Consider the following 13,232-nt stretch of genomic DNA (forward strand, 5'->3'; position numbering starts at 1 on the left):
AGTCGCGCATGCCTGCACCGCTTTCCGGAATCCGCGTCGTCGAGCTCGCGAGCTTCGTGGCCGCACCGGCGGCCGGGGCGCTGATGGCCGACCTCGGCGCCGAAGTCGTCAAGGTCGAAGTGCCGTGGGGCGAGATCTACCGCCACAGCATTCCGAAGCACGCGGGCTTCGACAGCGACTTCCCCCTCGCGCCGCACTTCCAGATGGACAACCGCGGCAAGCGCTCCGTCGCGCTCGACCTCGCGCTACCGGAGGCGGTCGCCGCGCTGCAGAAGCTCGTCGCGCGCACCGACGTGTTCCTCACGAACATGCTGCCCGAGCGACTCGCGCGGCTCGGCCTCGACCCCGAGTTGTTACGGAAGCAGCGCCCGGAGCTGATCGTCGCGCGCCTCTCCGGCTACGGACCGAAAGGCCCCGAAGCGAACTCGCCCGCCTTCGACTACTCGACTTATTGGGCGCGCACCGGCTTCATGGACATGCTGCACGAGCCCGATGCGCCGCCCGCCTTCCAGCGCCCCGGCATGGGCGATCACTCCGCCTCTCTCGCCCTCGTCGTCGGCGTGCTCTCCGCGCTGCGCCAGCGCGAAGCCGGCGCGCCGGGCCAGATCATCGACGTCGCGCTCCAGCACATCGGCTTCTACATCGTCGGCAACGACGCCGCGATGACGCTCGCCACCGGCCAAACGCCGCCGCGCCACGATCGACGCGCGGCGCGCAATCCGCTCTGGAACCACTACGAGACGCAGGACGAGCGCTGGCTGTTCCTCGTGATGGTCGAGTCCGACCGCTACTGGCCCGCCTTCGCGCGCGCGCTGGAGATCGACGAGAACGATCCGCGCTTCAGCAACGCCGTCGCGCGCTTCCGTAACAACACCGCGCTGATCCAGCTGCTCGACGCGCGCTTCGCGGCGAGGCCGCTCGAAGCCTGGAAGGCGCACCTCGCGAAGCACCGCCTGATCTGGGCGCCCGTGCTCACGCTCGCCGAAGCCGTCAACGAAGAGCAAGCCATCGCCGCCGGCAGCTTCCCCACCGTGAAGCACCCGGTCGCCGGCGACTTCCGCACGATCGCCCCGCCCCTCCAGATGAGCGGCCACGCGCTCCACGGCACGACGCCCGCGCCCGCCCTCTCCGCCGACACCGAAGCCGTGCTGCGCGAGTCCGGAGTCAGCGCGGAAGAAATCGCCCTGCTCGTCGCCGCCGCCGAATCCGCGACGAGCTGAGCCTCAGCCGAGCTCGGGCACCGAAACGCGCCGCCCCCCAGTAACAACCGAATGGCCCGCGCCGTCGGGCTCGATCGCCGCAAGCAGCTCCGCCTGCGCCCCCGGCATGAAGCGCGCGAGCAGCCCCTCCGGCACGAGGGCGCGCTTCACGCGACACAGCAGCGCCCCATCCCGCGGCGACACGTGCAAGCTCGCAACCTCGAGCACGTCGCGCGTGCCATCCGACAGCGCGACCTCGCCACGCGCGAGATCGACCTCCCGCACGAAGAACCCCGCCTCCTCCACGACGATCTCGCCCCGGAAGTGCCTGAGCGTCACCACGAACTTCCGCTCGCTCGCCAGAAACACGACGCTGCGATCGAAGTGCTCCCGAATCCCCCGATGCAAAATCGCCTGCCCCTCATGCGACCACCGCCCATCGTGATGCAACACCAACCCAAACGGCGCGAGCGGCGTCGGTCCAGCTCTCAGAGGCGCGTCATTCATCTCAGCAGCGTGCCAGAAAACGCGCGTCGCTGACTCCGTGACAACTCCAGCCGCCGCAAACCCCAACGCACCGTCGAAGCGCGAAGCGCGCGGGAGGCGCGGCTCAAAGCCGCGCCGATCCGCGCACGCGTCCAAGAAAACCTGACGCAGAGCCGTACTCAGCACGAGCAGCCGGCGCGGGCCGCAGCGGGGGTCGCGGAGCGCGAGCGCAGCTCACGAAGCCGGACCGAGCCCGGCGTGCGGATTCGGCCGGCTGGCAAGGCGCGCGAGCGAAGCCGTAGCAGGGCTACGGCGAGCGAAGCGCAACGCCGCCAGCCGGACGAAGACGCGCGCTGGGCGACGGGAGGGTTCGTGAGCTGCGCTCCGGCCCAGGCGCGAGGCGCGCTCACGCCCCGGTGCATCGCGAGACGGCACGATCAGCGCAGGGCTTCGCCTGACGCGCCCGCGCGGCCGAGCGGAGGCGAGCCCCCGCGGAGGCCCGCGCCGGCTGCGCAGCCACGAACGAGCGGGCCACGCAAAGCAAGAGCGGCGAGTCTTCGACGCCGCGAAGCCCGAAGAACCTCAGTGCCCCGCCTTGTCCGGCAACGCCTCCGGCGTCGCACTTCCATCCCGCGCAATCCGCCACACCCCGAGCAGGTCGTACCGATGCCACAGCACGACCCGATCAAACCCCTTCCGCTCCGGATCCCGATACAACCACTTCTCGTTCCACTTCACGCCGAGCTCCTCGGTCGTGCGCGGATCATTCACACTGCCGAACTGGTCCGTCGGCGCACCGAGCCGCTTCGAAACCTCACCGCGACCGACGATCATCGATCGCACTCCCCGCCGATCATGTTGATGAAGTCGAACGTCGGGATCAGGTCCGCGAGCATCGCCCCGCGCACCATGAGCGGCAGCGGCGCGAGATTGATGAAGCTCGGCGGCCGGCAGCGCACCTTCACCGGCTGCGCGCTGCCGTCGCTCACGAGATAGAACCCGAGCTCGCCGTTCGCGCTCTCGATCGCGAAGTACGCCTCGCCCTTCGGCACGCGCGGCCCCTCGGTCACGCTCTTGAACTGCTGGATCAGCTCTTCCATCGCGTTGAACACGCGGCCCTTCGCGGGCCAGCGCACGCGCGGATCGTCCACGTTCACCGGGCCGGGCCCTAATTGCTCGAGCTTCACGAGGCACTGGTCGACGATGCGGAGGCTCTGGTGCATCTCCTCGACGCACACGAGGTAGCGGTCGTAGTTGTCGCCGACCTCGCCCACCGGCACGTCGAAGTCGATCTGGTCGTACACCAGGTACGGCTCGTCCTTGCGCACGTCGAGCGGCACGCCGACCGAGCGCAGGATCGGGCCGGTGACCGCGTACTTGATGCAGTCCTCCTTCGAGATGACGCCGGTGCCCTTCATGCGGTCGACGAAGATGCGGTTCTGCGTGACGACGTCGTCGAAGTCCTTCAGCAGCTCGCGGATCTTCGCGATCTTCTCGCGCGCGGCGGCCGGGTAGCTCGGCGCCATGTCGTGCTTCACGCCGCCGATGCGGATGTAGTTCGACGTGACGCGCGCGCCGCACAGCATCTCCTGCAGATCCCACGTCAGCTCGCGCGCTTCGATGCCGTAGAGGAACGGCGTCATCGCCTGCAGCTCGAGGCAAGCGGCGCCGGTGCGCGTCAGGTGATCGCCGAGCCGCGACAGCTCGCTCGCGAGCACGCGCAGCCACTGGCAGCGCTCGGGCGTCTCGATCTGCAGCAGCTTCTCCACCGCCATGCAGAAGCCGAGATTGCACAGGATCGCCGAGTTGTAGTTGAGGCGATCGGTGTACGGGATCGCCTGATACCAGGAGCCGCTCTCGCATTCCTTCTCGAACCCGCGGTGCAGGTATCCCACCTGCACGTCGAGGTCGACGACCGTCTCGCCGTCGAGCTCGATCACGAACTTCACGGTGCCATGCGTCGCCGGATGCGACGGCCCCATGTTCAGGATCTGATGCTCGCTGTGCAGATCGCCCCGTTGGTCTTGATCCGCCGGGAGCTCCGCGCGCAGATGAAGGTCCGTCGACATCGCGATTAATTCCTCGGCCCGACGAGCGGCTGGCGCTTCTCTTTGGCGTAGTCCTTGCGCAGCGGGTGGCCCTCGAACTCTTCGTAGAGCAGGATGCGGCGCAGATCGGGGTGGCCCGCAAAGCGAATCCCGTAGAGGTCCCACACCTCGCGCTCCATCCAGTTCGCCGACGGCCACAGCTCGCACAGCGTCGCGATCTCCGGCGACTTCTCGCCGACGCGCGCCTTCACGCGCAGGCGCTTGTTCCGCGGCACGGAATAGAGGTGGTAGACCATCTCGAAACGCGGCTCTTCGCCGAGATAGTCGACCGCCGTGACGTCCGTGAGCATGTCGAACTGGCATTCGCCGTCGTCGCGCAGGAAGCGCATCACGTCGACGAGGCGAGCGGGATCCACGATCGCGGTCGCGTCACCGAGGTTCGCGTGCGTGTTCTTCAGCGCGCTGCCGTGCATCTCGATCAACCGCTTGAGCGCCGCAGAGCCGAAGTCTTCCATCTTTACGACTCTCCGTTCGCCTTCGGCTCACTGCGCGCCGGCTGCACCGCTTCGCGGTGCTGGCCGGCTTGCGCTTCTCGAGCTGCGGTCGGTCGTGACTCGGCGGCGGCTCTCGAGCACGTGCATTCAGCTTTGTCGCTTTTCGGCCGCCGCGTGCTGGCGGTCGTACTCGCTGCGGATGAACTCGAGGCGGCGCTTCAGCATCGGCTCGGGCACGAGCAGCTGCTCTTTCTTGTAGAGCATGTCGGGCCGCGTGAAGGCGCCGAGCTCGACCTCGCGGCTCATCACGATCGCTTCTTCCGGGCACGCCTCTTCGCACAGGCCGCAGAACATGCAGCGCGACATGTCGATGTCGAACTCGAGCGGGTAACGCTCGATGCCCGAGTCGACGAGCTCGCCCGGCACGATCGTGATGCAGTCGGTGGGGCACGCGAACTCGCACAGGCCACACGCGACGCACTTGGGCTTGCCGCTGTCGAGCTGCACCAACACGGGCTGGCCACGGAACGCGTCCGAGAAGTCGAGGCGCTCCTCGGGCCACTGCACGACGAAGGCGGTGCGCTTGCCCGACAGGAAGCCGAACAAGTTCCGGAAGAAGTGCGCGCTCGTGACCCAAAGGCCATTCACGATCATCGGGAAGTAGAGGCGCTCGATGAACGTGAGCTTTTCGGCGCGGCGAACTTTGACGACGCGAGCGGTCATGCGGCGAGGCACGCTAGCGGAGCGATTTTGGCCTCGCTGCCGCTTTTCGCGTGAAAACCGGCGCTTAGGAAGGCTCGCTGCGAGCCGCACGCGCGCGCTCGAGCTCGCGGCGGAGCGAATCGTCGCCCGGCGCGAGCGCCGCGGCGCGTTCGAGGTGCGGAAGCGCGCGCGCAGGCTCACCCGCCTCGCGCCACGCGCGCGCGGTGCGGCGCAGCAGCGGCACGCGCTCCGGTGCGAACGCGAGCGCCGCCTCGTAGGCGAGCGCAGCTTCGCGCGCGTCGCCGAGCGCTGCGTGCGCGAGGCCGAGCGTGAGCTGCGACTGCAAGCCGGCCCCGCCGCTCTCGATCGCGCGGCGCGATTCCGCACGCGCGCCTTCGAACGCGCGCAGCCGAAGCAGCGCCTGCGCGATCGCGAGGTGGTAGCTGCCGCGATCGAGGCCGAACCAGCGCAGCTGCTCCAGCGACGCGCGGGCCGTCGCGAAGTCGCCCGCTCTCATCGCGCGACTCCAGCGGTCGTGCAGCAGCACGCCCGCGAGGTTCGCGATCAGCAGCGCCGCGCACAGCGCCCACGCGGCGCGCCCGAGCCAGCTCGCGCGCGCGGAGCCGAGCGACGCCTCGGGCTGGCTGAAGATCAGCACCTCCGCGATGCGCCCGCGCAGCTTCCAGATCGCGCCGTCGAGCACGAAGTGGTGGAGGTTCGCGAACGCGGCGACGAGCAGGAGCACGCCGGCGTCAGGCGACAGCAGCTCGAAGCCGGGCTGCCACAGCACGAGCAGCGGCAGCGTCCACGGCAGCGCGCCCGCGGCGGCGGACTTCGCCCAAAAGCTCGCGAGGCTGCGCTGTGCGCCCGACTGCTTCGCGTAGTACGCGGTCACCCACAGGTACTGCGCGGCGTGCGAGAGCGCGATCCACATGAAGTAGTGGTTGTTGTTGGCCCAAGCGAGCGCGTCGACGTGCTCGAACCAGCCGTAGTGCAGCGTCAAGTACGGCAGCGTGAACCAGAGCACCTGCGCGGCCCACAGCGCGAGCGCGGGCGCGATCGCGCGCAGCGAAGCGCGGCGCAGCAGCGAGGCGGCGCACAGCGCGAGCGCGATGCACTGGCCCGCGAGCGCGAGCGGCACCGCCCACGCGACCAGGCTCGCGGGAATGCCGAGCGGCGCGAACGCGATGCCCTGTGCTCCGCCGTAGAGGTCCGCGTTGCGCACGCCGACGCCCGCGCCGTGCGCGACGACCGCCACGAGCACGAACGACAGCACGAACGACGTGTACAGCCAGCGCTTCTCGGCGCCCGCGGTCTCGACGCCGCGTCGCCGCAAGAACATCACCGCGAGCCCGTAGTTCTGGCCGGTGTAGTGCCACGGGCTCCACGTGAAGTAGAGCGTGACGAGGAAAGTTCCGAGCGCGGGCGAGAACACCGCGGCGGCGAACAGCGCCACGAGCGCGAGCGTCGCCCAGATCGAGAACAGCGCGTAGGCGCGCCGGTCGCGCGCGTTCTCGTACACGCGCAGCAGCGTCGCGCCGTAGTGCGGAATGCTGACCGCGAGAAAGGCGAGGCTGAACAGCAGCGGCGGCTGCGCGAGGCGCAGCTCGCGGCCGACGAACAGGAGCGCGACGAACAGCGCGGCGTAGGCGAGGCCGCAGCCGAGCAGGAGATCGCTCCAGCGCCCGAACAGCCAGCCGTCGTTCGCGGGTTTCGTCGCGGCCGCCATCAGAGCGTTCTCCGCAGCGCGGCGCGCGCCTGCGCAAGCTCGCGCGCGATTGCGCCGTCGCGCGGGCGCAGCCGACGCGCGGCCTCGAGGTGGGCGACCGCCGCCTGCGCATCGCCCGCCGCCAGCAGACTCGCCGCGGCATTGCGGCGCACCTTCGCGTGGTTCGGCGCGAGCGCGACCGCGTGCTCCCACTGCGTCGCGGCGCTGCGCGCATCGCCCGCTCGCGCGAGCGCCCGCGCGAGCAGCGCGTGTCCGGCGAGCGAAGGCTCGAGCGCGAGGCTCCGCTCGAGCTGCGCCCGCGCGGCGGCGACGTCTCCCTCGGCGAGACGCTCGCGGCCGAGGATGCGCCGCGCCTGCGCGCGGTCGTGCCCGATCCACGCCAGCCGCGCCTCTGCGCGCTCTGCCGCCGCGAGATCGCCGCGCACGAGCGCACGCCGCGAGAGCTCCTCCTGCGCCACCTGCCAGAGCCCCGCGCCGAGCGCGAGCGCGCAGGTCGCCCACACGGCGTTGCGCACGAGCGGCCGCCGCGGCGCGGCGTCTGCCTCGTCGTCCGCGTTCCGGATCAGCACGGCCGCCACGCGCCCGCGCAGCTTCCAGATCGCGCCGTCGAGAATGAAGTGGTGCACGTTCACCGCCGCGGCGACGAGCAGCGCGAGCCCCGCGTCGAGCGAGCGCCAGCCGAGCGCGGCGGGGCCGAGCGCGATCGCGGGGAGCATCCACACCCCCGCGCTCGATGCGAGAGCCTTGCCGTAGAAGGCAAAGAATCCCTGATGACCCGGCGTGTGGCGCGCGGTGAATGCCGTCACCCACAGATATTGGATTGCGTGGCCGGCGGCGATCCAGACGAAGTAGTGCTCGTGGTGCGCCCAGTCGAGCACCTCGAACGGCGTCGCGAGGTCGAACTGACGGACCACTGAAGGCACGACGAACCAGAGCGCCTGCGTCAGCGCGAGGCAGGCTGGCGCCAGCAGCTGCGACGGCGCCGCGCGACCGAGCAAGCCGGTCGCGCTGCGTCCGAGCGCAGCCAGGTAGGCGACGAGCACGAATGGCTGGAGCCACGCATTGAGCGACTCGGGAATCCCGAGCGGGCGCACCGGCAAGCCATACCGCCCGTCCGGCAGCGACGCGCTCGCGCCGCCGGGCACTTCTTGATGGAGCATCAAGAACACGAACACGAAGGAGAGCGCGTAGGAGGCGTAGAGTCAGCGCTTCTCCTCGCCCTCGATCGCGACGCCGGCGCGGCGCAGGAACATCACCGCGAGGCCGTAGTTCTGGCCGGTGTAGTGCCACGGGCTCCACGTGAGGTAGAGCGTCACGAGCCACGCGCCCGCTGCGGCGTTCAGCGTGCCTGCGAGGAACCACGCGGCGACCGCGAGCGTCGCCCAGAGCGAGAACAGCGCGTAGCTGCGGCGGTCGCGCGAGCGCTCGTAGACGCGCAGCAGCGTGGCGCCGTAGTGAGGCATCGACGCGAACGTGAGGAGCAGCGGGAAGAGCAGCGCGGGCTGAGCCGCACGCACTTCGGGACCCGCCGCGAGAAGCAGCGCGAACGCGAGCGTGTAGAGCGCGCCGCAGCCGAACAGCAGATCGCGCCAGCGGCCGAACAGCCACGGCGTAGGCGCGCTCGTCGCCGCGCTGCTCATGGAGCCCCCGCGCCGGGGCCGATCAGGCGTGCGAGCCGATCGCGCTCGCTGCGCACCTCGGCGTCGTCCGGCGCGAGCGCGAGCGCGCGGTCGAAGTGCGGCAGCGCGCGCGGCGCGCGGCCCGCGGCGAGCCACGCGCGCGCCGCCTCGGCGTGCAAGTTCGCGCTCTCGGGTGCGGACTCGATCGCAACCTCGATCGCCTCGGCGGCGCGCGCGAAGTCGCCCTCGGCGAAGGCGAGCTTCGCCAGTAACAACTGCGACGCGAGCGTCGGCGCGAGCGCGTGCGAGCGCTCGGTGTTCGCGCGTGCGGCGGCGAGGTCGCGCGCCGAGAGCTGCGCCTCCGCGAGCGCGAGCCGCGTCGCCGCGTCGTCGCGCCCGAGCTGCGCGAGGCGCGCTTGGCTCGCCTCGGCGCCGGCGATGTCGCCGGCTGCGAGCGCGCCGCGCGAGCGCTCTTCCTCGAGTACGAGCCAGAGCGCAGCCGCGAACAGCGCCGCGCAGGTCGTCCACACGAGCGGCCGCAGCACGAGGCTCGGCCGCTCGCCGTCGGCGCCCTCGCGCGCGGCGCGGATCAGGATCTCGCCGATGCGCCCGCGCAGCTTCCAGATCGCGCCGTCGAGGATGAAGTGGTGGACGTTCACTGCCGACGCGATCAACAGCGCGAGACCCGCGTCCATCGAGCTGACGCCGAGCGCCGCGGGGCCGAACGCGAGCGACGGCAGCGTCCAGATCGCGGCGCCGGAGGCGAGCACCTTCGCTGCATACGGCGCGAAGCCGCTCCACGACTCGCTCTGGCGAGCGTAATAAGTCGTCACCCACAGGTACTGCGCCGAGTGGAACAGCGCGATCCAAGTGACGTAATGGGCGCGCTGGCGCCAGTCGAAGGCTTCGAATCCGAACGACGTGTTCAACATCAGCGCCGCGGCGGGGAGCGCGAACCAGAGCGCCTGCGATGCGGCGAGCAGCGCTGCGGGACCGAGCGCGGCGAGGCTCGGAGCGCTGCGCGCGAGTCCGACCCCGGCACGCACGAGGCACGCCAGCGCGGCGGCGCCGAGCGCGAGCGTGAGCGGCTGCGCGAGCGCGAGAGGAATCCCGAGGCGACCGACGTGCAGCGCGTAGCTCGCGTACTGCACGGGCGCCTCGACCTCGCCGGGCGTCTGCGCGTGCATCGAGACGAACGTGAGCGCGTACGAGAGCGCGAATGCGGCCCACAGCCAGCGCTTGTCCTTGGCGTCCACTGCGACGCCGCGCCGGCCGAGGAACATCACCGCCAGGCCGTAGTTCTGGCCGGTGTAGTGCCACGGGCTCCACGTCAGATAGAGCGTCGCGAGCCAGGTTCCCGCGACCGGCTCGATCAGCGCGAGCGCTAACCACGCTGCGACGGCCGCGGTCGCGCCGTAGGAAAACACGGCGTAGCTGCGGCGGTCGCGCGCGCGCTCGTACACGCGCAGCAGCGTGCCGCCGTAGTGCGGCATGCCGAGCAGCAGCACGCCGAGCGGGAACACGAGCGCCGGCTGCGCGATGCGCAGCCGCTCGCCGCCGAGCATGAACGCGCCGAACGCGAGCAGCGAGAGCGCGCCGCAGCCGAGCAGGAGATCCGGCGCGGGCCCGAACAGCCAGCCGGAGCGCGCGGCAGGCGGAGTCGTGGCGGCGGCGATGGCACCCATCGCGGAGAAAGTGGCCCGAAACCGGCTCGATGTGGCAGGCAGAGTGCCGCGAAACTGCGCGTCAGCGCTGCGCGAGCTGCTCCGCGTGGTACGAGCTGCGCACCAGCGGTCCCGCGGCCACATCCCGGAACCCGAGGGCGCGCGCGAAGTCTGCGAACGCGTCGAACTCGGCGGGGCTCACGTAGCGGTCGACCGGCAAGTGATCGGCAGAAGGCCGCAGGTACTGCCCCATCGTGAGCAGCGAGACGCCGGCGGCGCGCAGGTCCGCGAGCGCCTGGCGAATCTCGTCGTCGCGCTCGCCCATGCCGAGGATCAGGCCCGACTTGGTGGGGATGTCGGGGCGCAGCTCACCGGCACGGCGCAGCACGAACAGCGAGCGCTCGTAGCTCGCCGCCGGGCGCACGCGGCGCTGGAGGCGCGCCACCGTCTCGAGGTTGTGGTTGAGCACGTCGGGGCCCGCATCGAGCACGGCCGCTAGCGCCGCTTCGTCGCCCTGATAATCCGCGATCAGCACCTCGACTCCGGTGCCGGGGCAGCGCCGCCGGATCGCGCGCACCGTCGCGGCCATCTGCGCGGCGCCGCCGTCGGCGAGGTCGTCGCGCGCGACGCAGGTCACGACGGCGAACTTGAGCCCGAGCTGCTCGACCGCTCTGGCGACGCGCGCGGGCTCGAAGGGATCGAGCGCCTCGGGCCGCCCCGTCGCGACGTCGCAAAAGCCGCAGCGCCGCGTGCAGTCGTTGCCGCCGATCATGAACGTGGCGGTGCCGCGCGACCAGCACTCCGAGAGATTCGGGCAGCTCGCCGAGGAACAGACCGTGTGGAGCTTCTCGTCGCGCACGATCTGGTGCACGCGCTCGAGCTCGGGCGTGGTGCGCACGCGCACCTTCAGCCACGGCGGCTTCGCGCCGCGGTCCGTCGGCACGGCGCGATTTTCCTGCGGCCGTGCCACGCGCTGGTCCGGCGGGCGCGTCACGCGAGCGCCCGCTCGAATGCCGCGCCGACGCGCTCGCGCGCGCTCGCGAAGAGCGAGCGCTCCGCCGCGCTGCCGAACTCGCTTGTCAGGGCGAGCTCGCGCGCGACCGAGGTCATCGTGACGCCAGAGAGTCCGCACGGCACGATGTCGCCGAAGCCGGCGAGATCGGGCGTCACGTTGAGCGCGAAGCCGTGGTAGGTGATCCAGCCCTTCAGGCCCACGCCGATCGACGCGATCTTGCGCTGGCCGCGTTCCCTTCGCTCGGCTGCGCCTCGCTGCGCGCGCGACTCCGTCGCGCTTGCGGCCGCCTGCGCGGACCTTGGCGGGATCGAGTCATCCACGAACACGCCGGTCATTCCTTCGACGCGCTTCGCCGGCACGCCCAGCTCCGCGAGCGCCTCGATCAAGCACGCCTCGATGCCGCGCAGCCAGAGCGACACGTCCTGCGCGCCGCGCGCCGCGAGGTCCGCGATGACGTAGCCGACGAGCTGCCCGGGGCCGTGCCACGTGACGTCGCCGCCGCGCGCGATCTCGTGCACGGCGACGCCGCGCGCGGCGAGCTCGGCGCGCGGCGTGAGCAAGTTCTCGGGCTTCGCGCTGCGGCCGAGCGTGACGACGGGCGGATGCTCGAGCAGCAGCAGACGATCGGGCCCGCCCGCCCGCCGCGCTTCGACGGCCGCGAGCTGGCGCGCGAGCGCGTCGTCGTACGCGACGGTGCCGAGCCAGCGGGTCTCGAGCGCGAGGGCCATTTCTTGCGAGCTCCGCTCGGCCTCGCCTTGCCGCGCGCGACCTGCACCGGCGGCGCCGTCGCGGGTCGCTTGCGGCTCCTCGAGCCGGATTCGGTCGGGGCTTCTCGGTCGGAAGGTTCTAGAACCCATCTCAGAACTCCTCCCGTCGCCGGGCACGCGTCTTCGTCCGTCTGGCTTCGTTGCGCTTCGCTCGAAGTATCGACGGATACGCCTTCGCTCGCGCGCCTCGCCAGCCGGCCAAATCCGCGCGCCGGGCTCGGTCCGGAATTCTGAGATGGGTTCTAGCGCTTACAGGTCGAACTCCGCCGCCTCGAGCAGCTCGCGCACGCGGTAGAGGAAGCCGTTCGCGGGGGCGCCGTCGACGGCGCGGTGATCGTACGAGAGCGCGAGGTGCATCATCGGGCGGATCACGATCGCGTCCTGGCCCGCGACGCTGCGCACCACCGGGCGCTTCACCATCTCGCCCATGCGCAGGATGCCGACCTGCGGCTGGTTGATGATCGCGAAGCCGTAGAGATTCCCCTTCCGCCCCGGATTCGAGATCGTGAAGGTGCCGCCCTTCAGCTCGTCCGCCGTGAGCTTCTTGCTGCGCGCGCGGCTCGACAGATCCTCGATCGCCGCCGCGAGGCCCGCGAGCGAGAGGCGATCGGCGTTCCGTACCACCGGCACGACGAGGCCTTTGTCGGTCTCGGTGGCGATGCCGATGTGGATGTCGCGCTTCTCGACGATCGCGTCTTCGAGCACCGAAGCGTTCAGCGCGGGGTACTCGCGCAGCGCGCGCACCGCGGCGTGCACGATGAACGGGAGGAACGTGAGGCCGAAGCCGTGCGCCGCCTCGAACGCCTTCTTCTGCGCGTCGCGCACCGCGGCGACGCCGCCCATGTCGATCTCGGCGACGGTGCCGACGTGAGGGCTCGTGCGCTTCGAGTAGACCATGTGGTCCGCGACGAGCTTGCGCAGCGGCGACATCGGGACGACGCGGTCGCCCTCTTGGATCGCGTAGCTGCCGAAGCGCGCCTTCGTGTCCGCGTCTTGCTGCGCGCGCGCAGCTGCGGACTTCTTCGCGGGCGCGGGCGCCTTTGCGGGAGCAGCCGCGGCGGCCACGAGCTCGGGCGGCGGAGGCGCGGCGGCGATGCGATCGATCACGTCGGCCTTCATCACGCGGCCCGAAACGCCGCTGCCGGAAACTCCCGCGAGATCGACGCCCGCGTCCGCGGCCACGCGCTTCGCCATCGGCGTCGCGCGCGGCGCGTCGTCGGCGGGCGCGCTCGGTGCGGGCTTCGCAGCCGGGGCGCTCGCACCCGCGCTCGCGCCTTCCTCGATGCGCGCGATCTCGGCGCCCACGTTCACCACCTCGCCCTCCGAGGCGAGCAGCGCCGTAACAACTCCGGCCGCCGGCGCGGGAATCTCGGCGTCCACCTTGTCGGTGGTGATCTCCACGAGCGGCTGATCGCGCTCGACGCGATCCCCTTCCTTCACGAACCAACGCGCGATGGTGCCGTTGGCGACGCTTTCACCTAGCTCGGGGACGCGGACCGCGATCGCCAT

Annotated in this window: 13 protein-coding genes; 1 reads left to right on the top strand and 12 read right to left on the bottom strand. The window is 71.1% G+C overall.

Annotation, left to right across the window (positions count from 1 at the left end):
* Window positions 1-8: 8 nt before the first annotated feature.
* Window positions 9-1,220 carry a CoA transferase gene (locus FJ091_08630; GenBank protein ID MBM4383420.1) on the top strand — a complete coding sequence of 404 codons (1,212 nt, stop codon included), beginning with the start codon at window positions 9-11 and terminating at the stop codon, window positions 1,218-1,220.
* Between the two features lie 3 nt (window positions 1,221-1,223).
* Here the strand turns inward: FJ091_08630 and FJ091_08635 are convergent, their stop codons facing one another.
* From FJ091_08635 to FJ091_08690, 12 genes are all read right to left on the bottom strand, one after another.
* Window positions 1,224-1,568: a hypothetical protein gene (locus tag FJ091_08635; GenBank protein ID MBM4383421.1), complete on the bottom strand. Its 345-nt coding sequence runs from the start codon at window positions 1,566-1,568 to the stop codon at window positions 1,224-1,226.
* 699 nt (window positions 1,569-2,267) lie between these two features.
* Window positions 2,268-2,519 carry a hypothetical protein gene (locus tag FJ091_08640; protein ID MBM4383422.1) on the bottom strand — a complete coding sequence of 84 codons (252 nt, stop codon included), beginning with the start codon at window positions 2,517-2,519 and terminating at the stop codon, window positions 2,268-2,270.
* The gene (locus FJ091_08645) at window positions 2,516-3,754 is read right to left on the bottom strand and encodes an NADH-quinone oxidoreductase subunit D (protein MBM4383423.1); all 1,239 of its coding nucleotides are present in this window, start codon (window positions 3,752-3,754) and stop codon (window positions 2,516-2,518) included. Before FJ091_08645 ends, FJ091_08640 begins: the two co-directional genes overlap by 4 nt.
* A gap of 5 nt (window positions 3,755-3,759) precedes the next feature.
* Window positions 3,760-4,206 (bottom strand): NADH-quinone oxidoreductase subunit C, encoded by a 447-nt coding sequence (locus tag FJ091_08650; GenBank protein MBM4383424.1) that lies wholly within the window; start codon window positions 4,204-4,206, stop codon window positions 3,760-3,762.
* Between the two features lie 168 nt (window positions 4,207-4,374).
* A complete protein-coding gene (locus FJ091_08655) occupies window positions 4,375-4,950 on the bottom strand; it encodes an NADH-quinone oxidoreductase subunit I (GenBank protein ID MBM4383425.1) in 576 nt (191 codons plus the stop codon).
* A gap of 64 nt (window positions 4,951-5,014) precedes the next feature.
* Window positions 5,015-6,658: a hypothetical protein gene (locus FJ091_08660; GenBank protein ID MBM4383426.1), complete on the bottom strand. Its 1,644-nt coding sequence runs from the start codon at window positions 6,656-6,658 to the stop codon at window positions 5,015-5,017.
* On the bottom strand, window positions 6,658-7,827 hold the full coding sequence (locus FJ091_08665; GenBank protein ID MBM4383427.1) for a hypothetical protein: 1,170 nt from the start codon (window positions 7,825-7,827) through the stop codon (window positions 6,658-6,660). The genes FJ091_08660 and FJ091_08665 overlap by 1 nt, the downstream gene beginning before the upstream one ends.
* 33 nt (window positions 7,828-7,860) lie before the next feature.
* Entirely contained in the window at window positions 7,861-8,298 is a 438-nt protein-coding gene (locus FJ091_08670) for a hypothetical protein (protein MBM4383428.1), read from the bottom strand.
* Window positions 8,295-9,962 (bottom strand): tetratricopeptide repeat protein, encoded by a 1,668-nt coding sequence (locus FJ091_08675; GenBank protein ID MBM4383429.1) that lies wholly within the window; start codon window positions 9,960-9,962, stop codon window positions 8,295-8,297. The genes FJ091_08670 and FJ091_08675 overlap by 4 nt, the downstream gene beginning before the upstream one ends.
* A gap of 61 nt (window positions 9,963-10,023) precedes the next feature.
* Window positions 10,024-10,911, bottom strand: a complete 888-nt coding sequence (gene lipA / locus FJ091_08680) for a lipoyl synthase (GenBank protein MBM4383430.1) — start codon at window positions 10,909-10,911, stop codon at window positions 10,024-10,026.
* 20 nt (window positions 10,912-10,931) lie between these two features.
* Entirely contained in the window at window positions 10,932-11,684 is a 753-nt protein-coding gene (locus FJ091_08685; GenBank protein MBM4383431.1) for a lipoyl(octanoyl) transferase, read from the bottom strand.
* 288 nt (window positions 11,685-11,972) lie between these two features.
* Window positions 11,973-13,232: a 2-oxo acid dehydrogenase subunit E2 gene (locus tag FJ091_08690; GenBank protein MBM4383432.1), complete on the bottom strand. Its 1,260-nt coding sequence runs from the start codon at window positions 13,230-13,232 to the stop codon at window positions 11,973-11,975.

This window comes from Deltaproteobacteria bacterium (assembly GCA_016875395.1).
Lineage (GTDB): Bacteria > Myxococcota_A > UBA9160 > UBA9160 > UBA6930 > VGRF01.

What these genes read in the sequence shown, in the direction of transcription:
- FJ091_08660 (MBM4383426.1), bottom strand. Translation starts at nt 6,658, where the DNA reads ATGGCGGCCGCGACGAAACCCGCGAACGACGGCTGGCTGTTCGGGCGC.
- FJ091_08630 (MBM4383420.1), top strand. Translation starts at nt 9, where the DNA reads ATGCCTGCACCGCTTTCCGGAATCCGCGTCGTCGAGCTCGCGAGCTTC.
- FJ091_08640 (MBM4383422.1), bottom strand. Translation starts at nt 2,519, where the DNA reads ATGATCGTCGGTCGCGGTGAGGTTTCGAAGCGGCTCGGTGCGCCGACG.
- FJ091_08670 (MBM4383428.1), bottom strand. Translation starts at nt 8,298, where the DNA reads ATGAGCAGCGCGGCGACGAGCGCGCCTACGCCGTGGCTGTTCGGCCGC.
- FJ091_08655 (MBM4383425.1), bottom strand. Translation starts at nt 4,950, where the DNA reads ATGACCGCTCGCGTCGTCAAAGTTCGCCGCGCCGAAAAGCTCACGTTC.
- FJ091_08685 (MBM4383431.1), bottom strand. Translation starts at nt 11,684, where the DNA reads ATGGCCCTCGCGCTCGAGACCCGCTGGCTCGGCACCGTCGCGTACGAC.
- FJ091_08690 (MBM4383432.1), bottom strand. Translation starts at nt 13,232, where the DNA reads ATGGCGATCGCGGTCCGCGTCCCCGAGCTAGGTGAAAGCGTCGCCAAC.
- FJ091_08675 (MBM4383429.1), bottom strand. Translation starts at nt 9,962, where the DNA reads ATGGGTGCCATCGCCGCCGCCACGACTCCGCCTGCCGCGCGCTCCGGC.
- FJ091_08645 (MBM4383423.1), bottom strand. Translation starts at nt 3,754, where the DNA reads ATGTCGACGGACCTTCATCTGCGCGCGGAGCTCCCGGCGGATCAAGAC.
- FJ091_08650 (MBM4383424.1), bottom strand. Translation starts at nt 4,206, where the DNA reads ATGCACGGCAGCGCGCTGAAGAACACGCACGCGAACCTCGGTGACGCG.